18 protein-coding genes and 1 tRNA gene are annotated in these 15618 nt (G+C 34.9%); 7 read left to right on the forward strand and 12 right to left on the reverse strand.

The features are described 5' to 3' along the window. Positions 1 to 61: 61 nt before the first annotated feature. The 4 genes from G6W42_RS06355 to G6W42_RS06370 form a co-directional block, all read right to left on the reverse strand. On the reverse strand, positions 62 to 478 hold the full coding sequence (locus tag G6W42_RS06355) for a hypothetical protein (RefSeq protein ID WP_194173371.1): 417 nt from the start codon (positions 476 to 478) through the stop codon (positions 62 to 64). A gap of 3 nt (positions 479 to 481) precedes the next feature. Then, a complete protein-coding gene (locus tag G6W42_RS06360; RefSeq protein ID WP_194173372.1) occupies positions 482 to 1366 on the reverse strand; it encodes a hypothetical protein in 885 nt (294 codons plus the stop codon). Between the two features lie 264 nt (positions 1367 to 1630). Beyond that, a complete protein-coding gene (locus tag G6W42_RS06365; protein ID WP_194173373.1) occupies positions 1631 to 1981 on the reverse strand; it encodes a hypothetical protein in 351 nt (116 codons plus the stop codon). A 542-nt stretch (positions 1982 to 2523) separates the two neighbouring features. Then, on the reverse strand, positions 2524 to 2742 hold the full coding sequence (locus G6W42_RS06370) for a hypothetical protein (protein ID WP_012140307.1): 219 nt from the start codon (positions 2740 to 2742) through the stop codon (positions 2524 to 2526). Between the two features lie 734 nt (positions 2743 to 3476). Between G6W42_RS06370 and G6W42_RS06375 the strand changes: the two genes are divergently transcribed. Genes G6W42_RS06375 through G6W42_RS06385 form a run of 3 tightly spaced genes read left to right on the forward strand, consistent with a single transcriptional unit; the run spans position 3477 to position 4461 of the window. Then, the gene (locus G6W42_RS06375) at positions 3477 to 3686 is read left to right on the forward strand and encodes a helix-turn-helix domain-containing protein (RefSeq protein WP_103558097.1); all 210 of its coding nucleotides are present in this window, start codon (positions 3477 to 3479) and stop codon (positions 3684 to 3686) included. After that, positions 3686 to 4153 (forward strand): hypothetical protein, encoded by a 468-nt coding sequence (locus G6W42_RS06380; protein WP_194173374.1) that lies wholly within the window; start codon positions 3686 to 3688, stop codon positions 4151 to 4153. The genes G6W42_RS06375 and G6W42_RS06380 overlap by 1 nt, the downstream gene beginning before the upstream one ends. Before the next feature lie 11 nt (positions 4154 to 4164). Next, the gene (locus tag G6W42_RS06385) at positions 4165 to 4461 is read left to right on the forward strand and encodes a hypothetical protein (protein ID WP_194173375.1); all 297 of its coding nucleotides are present in this window, start codon (positions 4165 to 4167) and stop codon (positions 4459 to 4461) included. Positions 4462 to 4468: 7 nt separating this feature from the next. On the opposite strand, the gene G6W42_RS06390 is transcribed toward G6W42_RS06385, so the two are convergent. The 6 genes from G6W42_RS06390 to G6W42_RS06415 all read right to left on the reverse strand — a co-directional run bounded on the left by G6W42_RS06390 (position 4469) and on the right by G6W42_RS06415 (position 11296). Continuing rightward, positions 4469 to 4747, reverse strand: coding sequence for an addiction module antidote protein (locus G6W42_RS06390; RefSeq protein ID WP_009293986.1), 279 nt, complete (start codon positions 4745 to 4747; stop codon positions 4469 to 4471). After that, positions 4744 to 5037 (reverse strand): type II toxin-antitoxin system RelE/ParE family toxin, encoded by a 294-nt coding sequence (locus G6W42_RS06395; RefSeq protein WP_012139914.1) that lies wholly within the window; start codon positions 5035 to 5037, stop codon positions 4744 to 4746. The genes G6W42_RS06390 and G6W42_RS06395 overlap by 4 nt, the downstream gene beginning before the upstream one ends. A gap of 129 nt (positions 5038 to 5166) precedes the next feature. After that, a complete protein-coding gene (locus G6W42_RS10825; RefSeq protein ID WP_430640610.1) occupies positions 5167 to 5421 on the reverse strand; it encodes a tyrosine-type recombinase/integrase in 255 nt (84 codons plus the stop codon). A 284-nt stretch (positions 5422 to 5705) separates the two neighbouring features. Then, positions 5706 to 6716 carry a hypothetical protein gene (locus G6W42_RS06405; RefSeq protein ID WP_194173377.1) on the reverse strand — a complete coding sequence of 337 codons (1011 nt, stop codon included), beginning with the start codon at positions 6714 to 6716 and terminating at the stop codon, positions 5706 to 5708. Between the two features lie 33 nt (positions 6717 to 6749). Then, positions 6750 to 8891 (reverse strand): DNA translocase FtsK 4TM domain-containing protein, encoded by a 2142-nt coding sequence (locus tag G6W42_RS06410; RefSeq protein WP_430640611.1) that lies wholly within the window; start codon positions 8889 to 8891, stop codon positions 6750 to 6752. Positions 8892 to 8980: 89 nt separating this feature from the next. Next, positions 8981 to 11296, reverse strand: a complete 2316-nt coding sequence (locus tag G6W42_RS06415; RefSeq protein WP_194173378.1) for a flagellin — start codon at positions 11294 to 11296, stop codon at positions 8981 to 8983. Positions 11297 to 11437: 141 nt separating this feature from the next. Between G6W42_RS06415 and G6W42_RS06420 the strand changes: the two genes are divergently transcribed. The 4 genes from G6W42_RS06420 (at position 11438) to G6W42_RS06435 (ending at position 13917) form a co-directional block, all read left to right on the forward strand. Then, the gene (locus G6W42_RS06420; protein WP_194173379.1) at positions 11438 to 12184 is read left to right on the forward strand and encodes a YaaA family protein; all 747 of its coding nucleotides are present in this window, start codon (positions 11438 to 11440) and stop codon (positions 12182 to 12184) included. 124 nt (positions 12185 to 12308) lie between these two features. Beyond that, positions 12309 to 12611 (forward strand): HU family DNA-binding protein, encoded by a 303-nt coding sequence (locus G6W42_RS06425; RefSeq protein ID WP_012001719.1) that lies wholly within the window; start codon positions 12309 to 12311, stop codon positions 12609 to 12611. Between the two features lie 71 nt (positions 12612 to 12682). Continuing rightward, positions 12683 to 12769, forward strand: a tRNA-Leu gene (locus G6W42_RS06430). A gap of 104 nt (positions 12770 to 12873) precedes the next feature. After that, a complete protein-coding gene (locus tag G6W42_RS06435) occupies positions 12874 to 13917 on the forward strand; it encodes a Cj0814 family flagellar-dependent secreted protein (protein ID WP_194173380.1) in 1044 nt (347 codons plus the stop codon). A 36-nt stretch (positions 13918 to 13953) separates the two neighbouring features. On the opposite strand, the gene G6W42_RS06440 is transcribed toward G6W42_RS06435, so the two are convergent. Both G6W42_RS06440 and G6W42_RS10370 read right to left on the reverse strand, forming a co-directional pair. Then, positions 13954 to 14742: a cell surface protein gene (locus tag G6W42_RS06440; RefSeq protein ID WP_194173381.1), complete on the reverse strand. Its 789-nt coding sequence runs from the start codon at positions 14740 to 14742 to the stop codon at positions 13954 to 13956. Between the two features lie 11 nt (positions 14743 to 14753). Next, positions 14754 to 15557, reverse strand: a complete 804-nt coding sequence (locus G6W42_RS10370; protein ID WP_196779956.1) for a hypothetical protein — start codon at positions 15555 to 15557, stop codon at positions 14754 to 14756. Between the last annotated feature and the right edge of the window lie 61 nt (positions 15558 to 15618).

The following is a 15618-nucleotide window of genomic DNA, read 5'->3' on the forward strand; positions in this document are numbered from 1 at the left end:
CATAAATACGGCGTAATATGTTTTTCCGCTTCCAGGATTGCCAATTAAATAAGTAATCATATTAAGACTTTGCAACAACAAAAGATAAAATTGTTTCTCGAACAAATTTAAAGACAACAATGCCTATCTTTGTAGCATAGATAAGAAAAAAACTTAAAAAGATAGGCGAAAAAATAGCCATTACATCACAAAGAGCATTCCAAGCGCCGAGCGATTTTATAAACGATAAAGCAGTAGTTAAAATTTTATCATTACCAGTTGGTAAATTATTAACATAATCAACCACAAAGTTAAATTTTGAATATATAAAATTTATTATGTAAAGAACAGCAGTTGCGTAAGAAAGGATTAAACCACCCAAAATGGCATTAATGATAACCATTTTTGAAAAAATGAAAGCACGAAGAGCATAATCAACAATTTTTCCCCATTTAAAGAAGCCAAAAAATGAAACAATCATTGCTATAATAGCTTGCATATCCTACCACCCCATAAAAGTTAAAATAAATAGCTTAATTACAGCAAGCAAGAATAGAACAAAAAAGCCCAAATAAAACAAAATATAAAGAGATGAAGAAACTGGCGAAACAATTTTGCAAAAATCAAAAGTTAAATTCTTAGAAAAATAAGTCATATCAATTTGAAAACTCAAAGGGCAAGTTGTCGGCACTGCCCCTTTTTTCAAAGACATTAAATTTCCGTCTTTAATCTTTTGCAAAGTATCTGCTAGGCTAGCTTTTACATCATTTACAAAGCTAAAACTATCATCAATGGCAGTTTTAAATTGACCTTCAAAAGTATCCGCACTACTTTTTAAACCTTCGTAATCTAATTTAGCAGGTCCAATATTATCATCGCCCTTGCATTCTTCACCTTTGCCATCACTCTTGCCATCTTCTTTGCCGTTGCCGTTATGATTTGGATTTGGCTTTGTTTCTACACCAGTCCCACCGCCACCACTAGAACCATTACCAGAAGAGCCACCACTATTATTATTCGAAGCATTACTATCTTGTCCGTTAGGCTTGTTTCCGTTTTCATTATTGTCCTTTTTATCAGGATTTGGATTATCCTTATTGCTTGAATTTGTAGAGTTGTTATCTTTTTTCTTATCTTTATCTTTGTCAGGTTTAGGATTTTCTTTGTCTTTATCAAGTTTAGGATTTTCTTTGTCTTTATCGCTTGAAATTGTAGAGTTGTTATCTTTCTTTTTATCCTTGTCTTTATCTTTGTCATTCAGGCGAGATTTAAAACGAATTTGAATGCCACTTTTACAATTACCAAGTTTAAAAGATGGATCAGATGGATATTCAGAAATAACGCCAGGTTCATAAGAAGAACCAAAACCAGAGCAAGCACAACGCATTATTTGATCATTACTTAAAGCATTCGAGCAATCAACGCACCCACCTTGAGCTGTGCCATTTGAATAGCCAAATTTATTTAAATCTTTATCGGAGCAATCAGAATAACAAACTTCGTTTTCATAATCCCAAGACTGACCAGCTGGGCAAGCAGGGAAACATTTTTTTGATTTTATGCCATAATTATCACCAGCAGAACAATCAACATAAGATGATTCATTTAAACGAAATTCGGTTATATTTGTATAGGTAAATAATTTGCCACTTTAGGCATCACTTTCAGCATATCTATAAGATGAATATTTATTTACATACTTAAAATAACCACTATATTGAACCTTATCAACAAAGTAATAATACATTGTATTGTAATAATAACCGCTTGATCTAGTTGGATTAAAATACAAATATTCATTAGCAAAATTAACCCTAATAACTCTATATTTACCAGTTTCTGGAATAGTGCATTTTAAGAATTTTTTACCCAAGAAAAATTCACAATTATTCATAGGTTTTAAACTATCTAAAAGATCATCAGTAATTACCCAAACTTCTTTTGAGAATGCAAAAGAGATTAACAAACTAAGCAGACAAAAAAGCTTTATAAGAAATTTCATTTGAAATCCTTAAAAAGCCTTTTTTATGAATAGGACTAAGCCAGCACAAACCGGCAGGGTTAAAATCATAAACCAAACGAATATTGAAAAGAAGTAGTCAAAAGCTGGGACACCAATTACGCTAAACATTTAAACACCTTTTTTTAAATTTTGGATAAGACTATATAAATAAACATACATAGCAAAAACCCGCACAATGCCCCAGTTAAGGACATCAAGAAGTTATATTGCTCTAATGTTAAATTTAGATAGACTTTATCCATAATATTTAATTCCTATTCATTACTGACGCACTTCGTTTGTCGGCTTAAAGCTTTGCTTCGCACTCTGCTTTAAGCTATAAATTTAAGGGCTAATTTTTAAAAAGGTTTAAGGCTGAAGATATGGAAAAAATTATCGCAAAAAAACGATCACAGAGCCAAAGAAAGAGTTTAAAAATATACCAAATTTCGTAATATCGATAAAATCAAAATACATTTTTAACCTTTTTAAAAATTAGCCCCAATTGAGGGGCATACACTATTTCAAAGAGAAAAAGCCTTTTATCTCAAAAGACCAAGACCCTTTTTAACAGCAAAGAACACGCCATAAGCAACAAGAACAGCACCAGCGATACTCATAAACGGACCAACATTAAGATCACCCGTAACAGTGCCATCAGACGCCATTGTTATACCAGCGGCTAAAGCATTACTAGAAAGAACACCCATTGCCGCAACACCAGCTAAAACCTTAGATTTAGCAGAAGCAAGAAATTTCATCTGAAATCCTTTTTTAAGAAATTTAGTAGCTTAGTAACCTTAACTACTTATATAAGGAAACACGCTTATATAAATAGTTAAAGGGGCTAAACCCCTTTATTTACTTGTTTTCAGTCTTTTTAGCTGGCTTTGTATCAAATAGGAAGTATTCAACTGGATTTGCTATTGTGATAATTCTTTGATCATTTGGGAAACCGCCTTCAACTGGTATCTCTTCGCCTTTACGAAATTTCTCTTTTATTGCGCTAGCTACAAGCCCAGCCGTATTGTTATCAGGGCAAATGATCTTGAAGATAACTTTTTGCTCTACTTCATCAGTAAAGCCAGTCTTTTCATTGACAACGTCATAGATATTTGAAGAAGATATGCGAACAGAAGAAGAGTAGTCATTACCTTCAAATTGCCAGAAGCTGAACTTCTTACAAGACCACCTTTTAGAATGTATTTTAAATCATAGTCAGATTTAACGATTTGCATGTTTAACACCTTTTTTTATTTATTTATTTTTGAAACACCATTTAACTTGGCTCCGAAAAGGTGTTTCGTCCAAACGGAGCCAGAAAAGTTTATTGCCATATTCAGGGCAAAAGCCACACAATTTTTGATATAATTTTGTTGCGAACAAAAATCAAAAATTTTATGCACAATTATTGTGCATTTGGATAATGAAATGTTAAATAAAAAAACCTTAAAAATTAATAAAATGCCAAATAATTTGTCAAAAAGTGTTAAAAATGACTAGGCAAGAATTAGCAGATAAATTAAACATTACTAGAAATACACTCACGAACTGGGAAAAAGAAAAACCAGAACTAATAAGACTAATAAATCAAGGATTAGCACTAGACGAACAAATTTTAGAAACACAAAAATTCTTAGAAAAGTTAGAAAAAATAAAAGAAAAAGCAAATAATGGAAAAATAAATATAAAAGAAACAAAGTAATGCAAAAAATACTAATAATACTCATATTTTCAATAAACGCTTTTTGTTATGACTTTGGCGAAGATGTAAATATAATGGGTAAATGGGAAATCACAACCGAGAACAATCAATTTATTAATTTTATGACAAGTGCAGGCAGTAAATGGAAAGTTGAGATCAAAGATGATGGTTTCATCTATGATTTAGATAATGGCAAATTTATACACGAAAAATGGAGCTATACAAGAGAACATGGAGTAATAAACATAGAATTTTATAATCAAAACAGCAGAGGTGAAAAAGTGTTTAATGGATACTTCGGAAGCCTTACAAACAGCAATATTAAAATAATTAAGAAAATAGAATTTAATAAATACTTGGTTGAAATAATAGACACAAACGATAAACTAATAATGCAAAGGCTAGGAGATAGCAAGCAAGTAAAGAATACAAGGCTTAAAAAAGATATAAAAATAGAAGTGAAATAAAAAGGGAAAAAATGGAAGAATACCTTAACAATATGAATAAGCTAATGGAACAATCAGCAAAATTTACACAAAACATTAATCAGGAAATGGAAAAAGGAATAACACAAATGTATTATATAGGTGCGATGGAAACAATAATAAGCATAATAATAACAATAGCAATGGTATATTACATCTACAAAGCAAACAGCAAAGCAAATGAAGCAGAAAGAAAAATAAGAAATTTAGAAATGAGAATTTATGAACTTGAAGATCATATAGAAAAAACAACAGGAGAAAGTATAAAACACAAAATCTTTTTTGACTAAAATAATATTAAGCATAAACAAGCTTAATATCAAGAGCATTCACAACCTTAAATATACTTTCAAATCTAGGTTTTGAATTCTCTTTAAACATCTTATAAAAGCTTTCTCTATTTAAATTTGCTTTCTTTGCAACATTTTCAATGCCTTTTGATTTTGCTATATAAAATAATGCTCTTTTAAATTCTTCAATATCGCCATCGGCTAAGACTTGATTTAAATACTCTTTTCTTAATTCATCAGTTGTTAAATAGTCTTCTAAATTAAATTTAGTAAATTCTTCTTTCATTTATAATCCTTTAAAATTTCTTTTGCCTTTTTAATATCATCGCTTTGGCTATCTTTATCACCAGCATTTAACAATATAATTATTTCATCGCCATTAAAAGTAAAAAATATCCTTAACCCACCACGATTAAAAAACCTAAGTTCGTATAAGTCTGTATCAATAAATTTATAATCTCCTAAATGATCTTTTGTTTCTATCTGCTCCAATCTTCTCAATATAGAAACCTTAACAATAGGATTATTTAACTTATGCAACCACTTATCAAATGTCGAGCTTTTTAATACTTTCATAGGGCAAATTTTAACAAATGTAGCTTAATGGCTACTTATAAAAATAGCGCATAACACTCATAACCCGAAGGTCGGCGGTTCAAATCCGTCCTCCGCAACCAAATACCAAGTACTTTTACCACCTTTTTGCTAAACACCAACTTCCATACCATCACGTATATCATCAACATTTAGATGGACGTAATGCAGGCTACTTTTAATATCTGTATGACCCATAAAAGCCATCAGTTTATGAGCATTAAATCCCTTCAAACTCACTAACCTAGAAGCCACTGTATGGCGTAATACGTAAAGTCCGTGAGTATTGCTAGTCCCTAAATATCCAAGATGGTTTCTCACAGCCCACCACATACGATTTGCTGTATCGTGATTTAGGTGGGTTATAGGACACTTATCTAGGGGTAAGTCTTTGCAGTTATCATAAGGCTAATTAAAAGTGTCAAATTTATTTCGTTAACGTCAAGAGCAATGTTTTTTGTAGTTATGATATAGCTCTTTTAGGTATCAATTAGCACGTTATGCGAATTTGTTTCATAAAGAGTTTAAATATTTTTAAATGCTTTTAGCTATTTTTAAAATTTATTTTTAAATTTTTAACGATAGTTTTAATTTGCAAACTTTCATTATCCATTAAATTTAGTAGATAAATTTAAATTAACACAAAGCTTTTATATCTTATCCGTGACACATCTAGCAAGTTCATCTGCATTATCGCCCAGATATTCATCACCCCAAAAATCAATCTTCAAAATTTTCCCTAACTCTTTTGAATTTTGTAGATCATCCAGCCAACGACCACCTATATAATCAGCCTTCTTAACTTCTGAGAGTAAAATTTCTTGCGTTTTTAGCTCATAAGTTTTTCTAATAAATATTGCATCATAATCTTCCTCTCCTTGCGCATCATCAAAAGATCTGTACTTTTCTATACACTCTTCGTATCTCTTATGCTCTTCATCGCCCTGATATAGCAAATTTGCACTTTTCTCTAGCCTATGATTTACAAAGTCCATTTGCACTATATGCTCTGGTTTAGGACCATTGTTAACACTACTAAAATACTTTATAAGCTTAAAATCTTTTCCATCTAATGCAAAAACATACTCCCAGTATCCATACCTGCCATGGCCATATAAAAATTTTAGTTCGTTATTTTCTATCTCTACTGCAAGCTCTGGTGGATAATAAACGCCACCATATTCATTTGGGCTCTCAAAGATATCTCGCTTAGTTACTACAGCCTCATATTTATCACCATTTGAGAGTAAGATCACGACACCACGACGATTTTTATTTACTATTTGACACCATTTATCGTCTTTGGTGCTCTCGTCACAGCCATCACTAAACGGCATAAATTTATCCTTAAATGTTTCTTGAGTTACCACAACTACATCCTCTATGCCGTCTTTATTTAGATCACTCTTGATGACATCATATAGCGCAGTTTGTTTTGGCAATGATGCTTTTACAGCCGCTAGCATCTTATCATCTAGCTTGGATAAATTCTCTATCTCATACTCATCGCCAGAAAAAGGTATATCCATCTGTTTTAGAGTTTTTAGTATAGAAGCTAACTTTGATGAGTTTTTCTCTACATTACTCGTATTAAGATCATTAGCAAAGTTAAAATTTAGCACAAAAAAAGGAATGCAAATGATAACTCCAAATTTAAACATTTTTATTCCTTTATCTTTACATTGATTATAAATTTAAACCAAAATTTCTCTTTGGCCTTTTGCATTTACAGGGCTTAAAACGCCCATTTTTTCCATCTGTTCGATTATATTTGCAGCCTTGTTGTAGCCTATTTTTAGGCGTCTTTGTAGGTAGCTGATCGATGTTTTTTGCTCGCTTAAGATGATCTCTTTAGCTTCCTCATATAGCTCGTCAAGCTCTTCTTCGCCTAGCACGCCAGCAGCCGAGCCTGCGCTAGAGCCCTCCTCTGCTAGAAATTTCTCGTCATAGATCACGTCTTGTTGCTCTTTTAAGAAATTTACGATCGTCTCGATCTCTTTTTCACTAGCAAATGGCGCATGCAGTCTGATCACTCCAGGACTTCCAGGAGGCGTAAATAACATGTCCCCGCGTCCTAGCAAGCTCTCAGCTCCCATTTGATCTAAGATGACCTTACTATCGATCCTCTGCCCTACTCTGTAGCTTATCCTGCTTGGTAAATTTGCCTTTATAAGACCGGTCACGACATCGACACTTGGGCGCTGGGTCGCTACTATCAAGTGTATGCCACTAGCCCTTGCCATCTGCGCTAGACGCCCTATATAAAGCTCCACATCCTTGCCACTAGTCATCATAAGATCGGCTAGCTCATCGATGATCACGACGATGTATGGAAACTGCTCGTCGCCCTCGCTCTTCATCTTTTCGTTGTAACTCTCTATATTTTTTGTGCGAGTTTGGCTCATTATCTTATATCTTCGCTCCATCTCAGCGACCATATTTGAAAGCGCTGTGATCGCCTTTTTAGCCTCTGTGATGACCGGCGTCAAAAGGTGTGGGATGTCGTTATATATGCTAAATTCAAGCATCTTTGGATCGATCATCATTAGACGCAAGGTTTGTGGGCTATTTCTATAAAGCAAACTTAAAAGCATCGCATTTATACCCACACTCTTGCCTGATCCTGTTGTTCCAGCGATCAGCAAATGCGGTAATTTTTTAAGATCGGTCACAAAAGGAGCACCAACGATATCCTTGCCAAGAGCCATAGTTAGCGGGCTGCTGGCATTTTTAAAGACTTCACTCTCTAAAATTTCTTTTAGATAGATCGTCTCTAAATTTTGATTTGGCACCTCGATGCCTACGACGTCTTTGCCAGGGATCGGCGCTTGGATACGGATCGTTTGAGCCTTTAGCGCCATGGCTAGGTCATCTTGCAAAGTAAGAATTTTACTTACTTTGATGTGTGGGGCTGGGCGAAACTCAAATGTCGTGACGATAGGACCAGTGTAAGTTCGCACAACATCGCCATCTATCTTAAATTTACGCAGTTTATCGAGCAAATTTGAAATTTGCTGATCGATCTCTGCCTCATTTATATTGTGTGAGCGCTTTGGAGGGTCGTTTAGAAATTTAAGCGGTGGCAAGACAAAGTCTTTTGGCTTTTCGACCTTGCCACGTTCTATTTGATCAAGAAGTTTTTTGTTTTCAGCCACTTCATTTAAAATTTCAACCCCACTTATAGTTGCAGATCTGCTCTCTTGTGCGGGTTCTGTCTCTGGCTCACTCTCTAAATTTGCCTCATCATCATTTAATACCTGAGCGTCTATAAGCTCTTCTTCTTTTATCTCTTCTGCTTTTGGCTTTTTGCGCTCTATCTTTGGTATCTGCCTAGCCCTTACCTCTTTTACGCTTGCGCTTTTTTCTTCATAGCCATTTGGCTCTTTATCTACAAAGGCCTTTCTTAAAACGATGATAAAATTTTCTCTAAAAGCAAGTCCAAGTGAGATGATAAATATCATAAGTATAGCAACTGCAGTGCCGATAGCACCGATAACTTCTTTTAGTGCTGAGACTATAAAGCCCCCTATCACGCCGCTGTTTGTACCAGAAGTGCTCAAAGCTTGAAACATCAAAAATGCGATAAAAAATAGAAAAATCCCAACTACAAACTGAGCAAAATCAAAGTCAAATTTCTTAAAATTTTTATATACAAAATAGCCTAGAACGATAAACAAAAACGGATAGACATAGGCAATAAGTCCAAAATATTTAATATTAAAAACGCCAAGGCTCTGTCCGAGTGAGCCTACAAAATCAGCAGTCGGAGCAGCCGTAGCGATACCAAAATATATAAAAAAACAAACAAAAATAGTAAATAATATATGTCTTAAAATTTTAGATCCTTTTGTTAAAAAGGCTTATTATAGCACGCTTGAGTTTAATTTTTAAAAAATCAGCAAGCTAGGCCTGCTGATTTATCATTTTAGTTTAAGTAGTTTAGCAAGCTTAGTTGATTTATCTTAGCGCTTGCTTGAAGAGTAGCTTGATATGAGAGTGAAAGCTGTATAAATTTAAGATATGACTCTGCATAGTCTGCGTCTATGACGTCATTTTTAACGGTTAACACATTTACTTTCATTATCTCTGCGCGCTCTTTTGTCGATGTCAAAAGCTTGGTTTGAGAGCCGATCTTTGTAAGCTCTTTGTTCGCGTGGTCTATCAGGTGATCAAGCCTTTTTAGAGCGCCCTGCATGCCGGTATTTCGCGGATCGTGGTTCTCAGAGTCAGCTCTATAGTAGCCATTTCTAACAGCATATATCATATCGTCAAGGTCTTGAAAGACGCTAGTGCTTGGCTCATCGATCGTTAAAGCGTTATTTTCGTTAAAGCTAAAAACAGAGCCCTTTCCTTGAGCGTGACCAGCAACGCCAGCTGTATTCATACCAGTGCTATCTCCGTCAAATTTATCGCCATTTTTTGCGTCATACATAGTAACTTCGATGTTTGTGACTGATTTTGTCTTATCAGTTAGCACCATCCTGCCACGATCGTCTAAATTTACCTCTACCGCGCCCTTAGTCTTTGATAAGGCGTCTTTGTAGGCGTTGTAGTTTTGATCTCTTCTGACCTTTTCGATATCTGTGTCGAAATTTGCATTTTCTACGTTTTGAGGGTCAGGGATATTATCGCTTGCTGCCATCGCGACGATATCCATGAGCTGACGGTATGTGAAGTCGCTAGCATAGGTTCTGTAGCTGCCAAACTCATCTGAGTTATAGACTGTTAAATTTCTAGTTGGTGAGACCACGCCAGCAGTCGTTGTTGAAGTTATCTGAAACTGCACTGGGGTGTTTGTGCCGCCTGCTGTGCCCATTTTGACTTTGATATCATACATTGTGCCAGTGATCGACTTTACCTGCAGACCTATCTCTTGACCGTCGATATTAAAAAGTTCCCTCTTTCTAGCGTCAACATCTCTTGGGTATAAATTTCTATTGTAGCTCTCTTTTGTGCCAGAGACCTCGCTTAGCTTTGTCTGGTCGGTTGCGTATTCGCCAGTTTTTCTAGCAATTTGTGGTAAATTTGCCACTAGCTCGTTATCTTTTCGCTCAAATCTAACCTTGTCATAGTCAAATGCGTTTGTTAAATTTCCATCTTTATCAAGGTATTTGCTCTTTACAAATTCAGTTATATGAACCGTTTTTGGCACAGCATTTGCCATGTTTTCAAGCGCCTCTAGCGAATTTACAGTATCAAGTGCCGTGCTTGGGGCGATAGTATCACGATTGGCCGCAACAGAAGTAGCTGCAACCATGTGAAAGTCTATCGTTTGATTACCTTTTGTAAGGTCTTTTATATTAAATTGTCCGTCGTTATTTATGCTCACATCGACAACTTTTGTCGTCTTTGTGTTGCCAAATTCCATACCGATCTTCTCCATCAAACCAGACATCGACGTATCAGCACTCATCTTAAATTTACTTGTAAATGTCGTGCCGTCTGGCTTTTTACCCTGCATAAAGAAATATGTGTCAGGAAAATTTATATTTGAAGTATCCAAAAAGTCATAATCAGGCTCGATCGTGCCTTTATAAGAACCGTCACTGCCCACGACTGAGTCACTAGCGTAGTTTAGACCGATCATATTTTTTATCTTGCTATTTTCATTAAGATATTTTGGTGCATAAGAGATGTCGGTTCTAGTTTGATCAGCTAGCATCACGTTTGTTGTCAAAACTTTGTTGTAGTCGCCATCTTTTCCTAAAAATAGATCAAATCCCGGGATATTGTAAGGAAGCTCAACCTGCGCGCCGGCTGAAGTTTTCATATAGTCGCGGTTGCCTTGATATTTGCCTGAGCCATCGATCGGCTTAGTATCCACAGCACTTCCTGAGAATAAAAACTGCCCATTTATAGAGGTATTTGCGATATTTACAAGGTGGTTTTTGATGCCCTGAAGGTCGTTTGCCAAAGCTTCAAGAGAGGTTGTGCTATGCACGTCACTGGCTGCTTGAACGACTTTTGTTTTAAAATTTTCAAGCTGTTTTTCAAATTCTTTCAGCGCATTGTCCGTATTTTTTGCAAAATTTACTGACTTACCAGTAGCGTCTGCCACTTGAGTGAGAGTGGTCGCTTCATAATCAAGCCTCATCGCATCGTTATAAACCGCAGCACCGTCGTATGGATCTTGGATTTTAAGTCCGTTTGAGAGCTGCTGGTAGCTTTTATTTACGCCAACCATATTTTTTTGATAGTCGTGCAAAGTCTGACTAAAACGTAGTTGATTTGTAATTCTCATAATTTTTCCCTAAATTTTTATTCACTCTAAGCAAGAATAATTCCGCTTTGTGATATATCGGTGAAAATTTGATTTTTTTTAGTGCAAAAAAGTTTTATTGTATAATCTGCCAAAATTTACATATATAAAATAGGAAAGAAAATGGCGTTAAAAATCCTCTTCTCACCAAGCGAAAGCAAAATTTCTCTAAATACAAATGATAAATTTGATGGTAAAAATTTGATATTTTCTGAGCTTTTTAGCAAAAGGGCTGAAATTTTAAAACGATATGATGAGTTTTTAAAAAGTGCAAATTTAGACGAGATAAAAAAGCTTTTTGGACTAAAAGAGCTTGAGGATAGCGAGCAACTGCGAGAAAGCCTATCTAAAAAAGGTAGCATAAAAGCTATCTTAAGATATGACGGCGTTGCCTACAAGCACCTAAACTACCGCGGACTAAGCGTTGAGGCTCAAAAATATATAGATAATAATGTTTTGATATTTTCAAATTTATTTGGGCCAATTTTAGCAAAAGATAAGATAGCTGAATATAAACTAAAGCAAGGCGAAAAGCTAGCTAGCTTTGATATTTGTAAATTTTATGAGCAAAATTTTAGCAAGGCAGTCGATAGCTTTTTAGAAAATGATGAAATTTTAGATCTTAGAGCTAAATTTTATGAGAAATTTTATGTGGTAAAAAAAGAATTTACGACATTTTGCTTCTTAAAAAACAAAAAGATACTAAGCCACCATGCAAAAGCTTATAGAGGTGAGGTTTTACGCCAGATCGCAAATGCTAAAGTGACAAACAAAGATGAGCTAATGGCTCTAAATTTTGAAAATTTAAAGCTTGTAGATATGAAAAAGATAGGGCTAAAAAACGAGCTTACGTTTGAAATTTGCGAGTGAAAGTTCAAAATTTGGTCTTTTTTACTAAAAAAATGCAAAAAAAGAGCTAAATTTAGGGAAAAAGTATTGTATTTTTTTTTAAAAGAGTGTAGAATTGCCGCATAACTTCTTAAAAGGATGGTTCATGAAAAAAGCTGAATTTATTCAAGCGGTTGCCGACAAGGCTGGTCTTTCAAAAAAAGATACTCTAAAAGTTGTTGATGCTACTTTGGAGACAATCCAAGCGGTTCTTGAAAAAGGCGATACAATTAGCTTTATAGGCTTTGGTACTTTCGGTACTGCTGACAGAGCTGCAAGGAAAGCTAGAGTTCCTGGAACTAAGAAAGTAATCGACGTTCCTGCTAGCAAAGCAGTCAAATTCAAAGTTGGCAAAAAACTTAAAGAAGCAGTTGCTGCTGGTGCTGCTAAAAAAGGTAAAAAGAAATAATTTTCTTTTTCGGGGAGCAAGTCTCCCCTTTTTATTTCTTCTCACAAATCTAAAATTTCAATCATAACTTAGCCCGAGTGGTGAAACTGGTAGACGCGTCAGACTCAAAATCTGGTAAGGGCAACCTTGTGTCGGTTCGAGTCCGACCTCGGGCACCATATATCATTACAAGTAATTATTTTTTACAGAATAATAACAGAGTAAGAAATACTAATTCACTCACTGGAACACCTTTTGCTTTAAACTAGCTAGGAGGCAAACCATGAATGATATTAGCATCTTAAGCACAAATGTAAATTCATACACCAAGCAACAACACAAACAAGATAGATCTTTAAATTTTAGTAATCTTATAAAGCAAAGTGTCAAAGAAAAGAGTAACGAGCCAAGCCAAGAGCCAGCTAAATTTACTTATACCACTTCTTCTCAAAATAGTCTCATCTCTTTAAATTTCAGTGATCTTCAAGCTTATGGCTACACAGTAGATAAAGCTGGCTTTATGGGAGCTGATTTTAACAAAGCAGCAGGCTTGCCACAAGATTTTAAACTTCACAAAAGCACGCTTGATGAGATAGTTAGATACAACAACAAAACATATCTCTTCACACAAGATAGAAGCAAGGCTGCCTTTGAAAAGATAGACGTAGCTGATACCACAAAGCACTACTATAACCTTTTTAAAAGCATTGTGGGCGATGAAAAAGATAGATATAGCGAGGCTGATCTAGTAAATTTACCAAAAGGCTTTAGCTTGGATACTAACCAAAAAACCTTTGGTAAAAATGCAAATTTCTTAAAAGATGTGAGCCTAATATCTGTTACAAATGTATATAAAACATTTGATCAATTTAACGATGCAAAGAGCGTTAGAGATGAACTTAGAGGCTTTGGAGTAAGCCACGAGGTCTATGAGCTAAATTTTAGTAAAGAGCATCTTGACGCAATAGCCAGCGACGAATATACATTTAACCCTGATATGTTGGTATATCAAGCAGATGATACTTATAGCAATGCTGGTGTATTTGTGGGATTTTTAAAGAGTTTTAGCCCTATCGCTAGTGATAGTGGCGAGACAAAGCTTAGCGTAGAGGCAAGCTCTTACTCAAAGCTAATGAGCGAGCAAAGCTTGGCTGATGATATAGTGCCTCTTTCAAGACTTTTAAAAAATGAGAAGATGATCAAATTTATCTTAGAAGAGCTACTAAAGAGAAATTTACTCACTTCAAAAGATGGCAAAAGTGCGAGCGAGATAGTAGATAGTGTGCTAGCTCATGCCACAAAGCTTCAAAACGAGACAAAAGCTTAAATAGATAAATTTAAAAAGGTAGCTCTGTTTTATCCATCAAGCCATCTTATTTAAAATTTGCTTCTTGTCTATCTTTTGCATAAGCTCTAAGACATCTATGCCTCTTTTTTCTTTGAAATTTAAAAGCTCTCTTGCATAGAGAAATTTTTGATCCTTGTTTATATCATAGGTCTCATACTTCTTTTTAACCTGCATAGGTTTAAATTTCTTCTCGCTTTGTTCTTTGACAAAATTTGCATTGTATTCTTGTTCTTCTTTGTGTAGTTTGGCTAGAAATTCTTTATGCTCTTTTGTAGTTTTTTCTACATCTTCTCTATAAAGCTTCTTAAACTCTTCTATGCTTAGATCCGCTCTAGCAAACAATCTAGCACCATCATTACTCATCATTGTATCTTCAGGAAACGAGTTCATAAAATCTTCTAGCTCAGCCTCTTGTTCTGCTGTGCCGATACCAACCATCAGTCCAGAAATTGTTGGCTTGCCATCTACTGAGTTAGAAAGCAACCAGTCCATGTGCCCTTGCAAGACACTAATCTCAAGCTCTTCCATCTTTTCTGGATATTTTGCTATCAACGCACGTCTTTGCTCGATAGTAAAATCATATTTCTTAGAAAGCATAGTGTCTATCTTATTTATAGCATCCGTTATCCAGTTATCTTTACTTTCATCTATATCAATAAATTCTGGCAATACTTCTACAAGGGGTTTATGCATTAGTTTATCTATTAAAGCCTTTTCTTGCTCATTTGACATTTTTGCATTTTCTTTTTGGATAGTGCTTTCTTGTATCGGTGTGTTGCTAAGTCCGTTTATGCTAGTTATCATTTCAGCTCCCCTTATGCTGTTTTATCCACTTTAAACTTTGCTACTTTTTCTAAAATCTCAAACATACTCTTGCCACTATCAAATTCACTCTTTATAAATTTATATATCTCTTTAAATCTCTCATCAGCTTCAAGCTTATAGGTTTGAGATTTTTTAGTAACTTGTATAGGTGTAAATTTCTTCTCTTTTTTATCTTCTTCGTTTTGTGTTTCAAGATCGTTGATAGAATTTATAGTCTCTTTTGCTAGCTCATCGTCAAGCTCTAAACCAAAGCGCTCATTTAGTGCAAATTTAGCCCATTTGCCTTTAAACTCATCAACACTCATATCGCTATCAAGTAGTTCAGCTGTCTTACTACCGCCAAAAGCTATAAAAGAGAGGATTTTTTTATTTGCAAACTGATCTATAAAATCATCAACGCTAAGCTTTTTACTACTTAATGGATCTTTAAAAATCCCCTTTGGCTCAAATGCTGGATTTCTCTCAAGCCCTAAAACACCGCTATCATCTATAAATTTCTTTAGCTCATCTATCTCATCTTTTGAAAAAGCGTCGTCATAGCCCATTAGCTTGCCAAGTATGCTTACTCTTGGCTCTCCTTCACCTTTTACAAATCCAGTGAGTGAGTGATCATATCTATCGTATTCTCTTGCCCTTTCTTTATCATCTAGCCTTGCATACTTAGTAAATGTCATACCATGACCCATATCGTTACTAAGTATCTCGTTTATATCGTTAAATTTAAAGCCCATCTCTCTTACTATGTTCTCTCTTGAGAGATAGTTAGAGGTTGAAAGATTATTAGAAATTTGCATTTTACTATCCTTAGTTTTTATGATCACCAAAGGTTACATCAAATTTCGTCTTTTTTGTAAA

The organism is Campylobacter concisus (genome assembly GCF_015230015.1).
Lineage (GTDB): Bacteria > Campylobacterota > Campylobacteria > Campylobacterales > Campylobacteraceae > Campylobacter_A > Campylobacter_A concisus_AF.

Coding starts and splice junctions, on each gene's coding strand:
- G6W42_RS06390 (WP_009293986.1), bottom strand. CDS start 4,747: ATGAAAGAAGAATTTACTAAATTTAATTTAGAAGACTATTTAACAACT.
- G6W42_RS06370 (WP_012140307.1), bottom strand. CDS start 2,742: ATGAAATTTCTTGCTTCTGCTAAATCTAAGGTTTTAGCTGGTGTTGCG.
- G6W42_RS06355 (WP_194173371.1), bottom strand. CDS start 478: ATGCAAGCTATTATAGCAATGATTGTTTCATTTTTTGGCTTCTTTAAA.
- G6W42_RS10370 (WP_196779956.1), bottom strand. CDS start 15,557: ATGCAAATTTCTAATAATCTTTCAACCTCTAACTATCTCTCAAGAGAG.
- G6W42_RS06360 (WP_194173372.1), bottom strand. CDS start 1,366: ATGCGTTGTGCTTGCTCTGGTTTTGGTTCTTCTTATGAACCTGGCGTT.
- G6W42_RS06420 (WP_194173379.1), top strand. CDS start 11,438: ATGGCGTTAAAAATCCTCTTCTCACCAAGCGAAAGCAAAATTTCTCTA.
- G6W42_RS06440 (WP_194173381.1), bottom strand. CDS start 14,742: ATGATAACTAGCATAAACGGACTTAGCAACACACCGATACAAGAAAGC.
- G6W42_RS06415 (WP_194173378.1), bottom strand. CDS start 11,296: ATGAGAATTACAAATCAACTACGTTTTAGTCAGACTTTGCACGACTAT.
- G6W42_RS06435 (WP_194173380.1), top strand. CDS start 12,874: ATGAATGATATTAGCATCTTAAGCACAAATGTAAATTCATACACCAAG.
- G6W42_RS06375 (WP_103558097.1), top strand. CDS start 3,477: ATGACTAGGCAAGAATTAGCAGATAAATTAAACATTACTAGAAATACA.
- G6W42_RS06425 (WP_012001719.1), top strand. CDS start 12,309: ATGAAAAAAGCTGAATTTATTCAAGCGGTTGCCGACAAGGCTGGTCTT.
- G6W42_RS06395 (WP_012139914.1), bottom strand. CDS start 5,037: ATGAAAGTATTAAAAAGCTCGACATTTGATAAGTGGTTGCATAAGTTA.
- G6W42_RS06380 (WP_194173374.1), top strand. CDS start 3,686: ATGCAAAAAATACTAATAATACTCATATTTTCAATAAACGCTTTTTGT.
- G6W42_RS06385 (WP_194173375.1), top strand. CDS start 4,165: ATGGAAGAATACCTTAACAATATGAATAAGCTAATGGAACAATCAGCA.
- G6W42_RS06405 (WP_194173377.1), bottom strand. CDS start 6,716: ATGTTTAAATTTGGAGTTATCATTTGCATTCCTTTTTTTGTGCTAAAT.
- G6W42_RS06365 (WP_194173373.1), bottom strand. CDS start 1,981: ATGAAATTTCTTATAAAGCTTTTTTGTCTGCTTAGTTTGTTAATCTCT.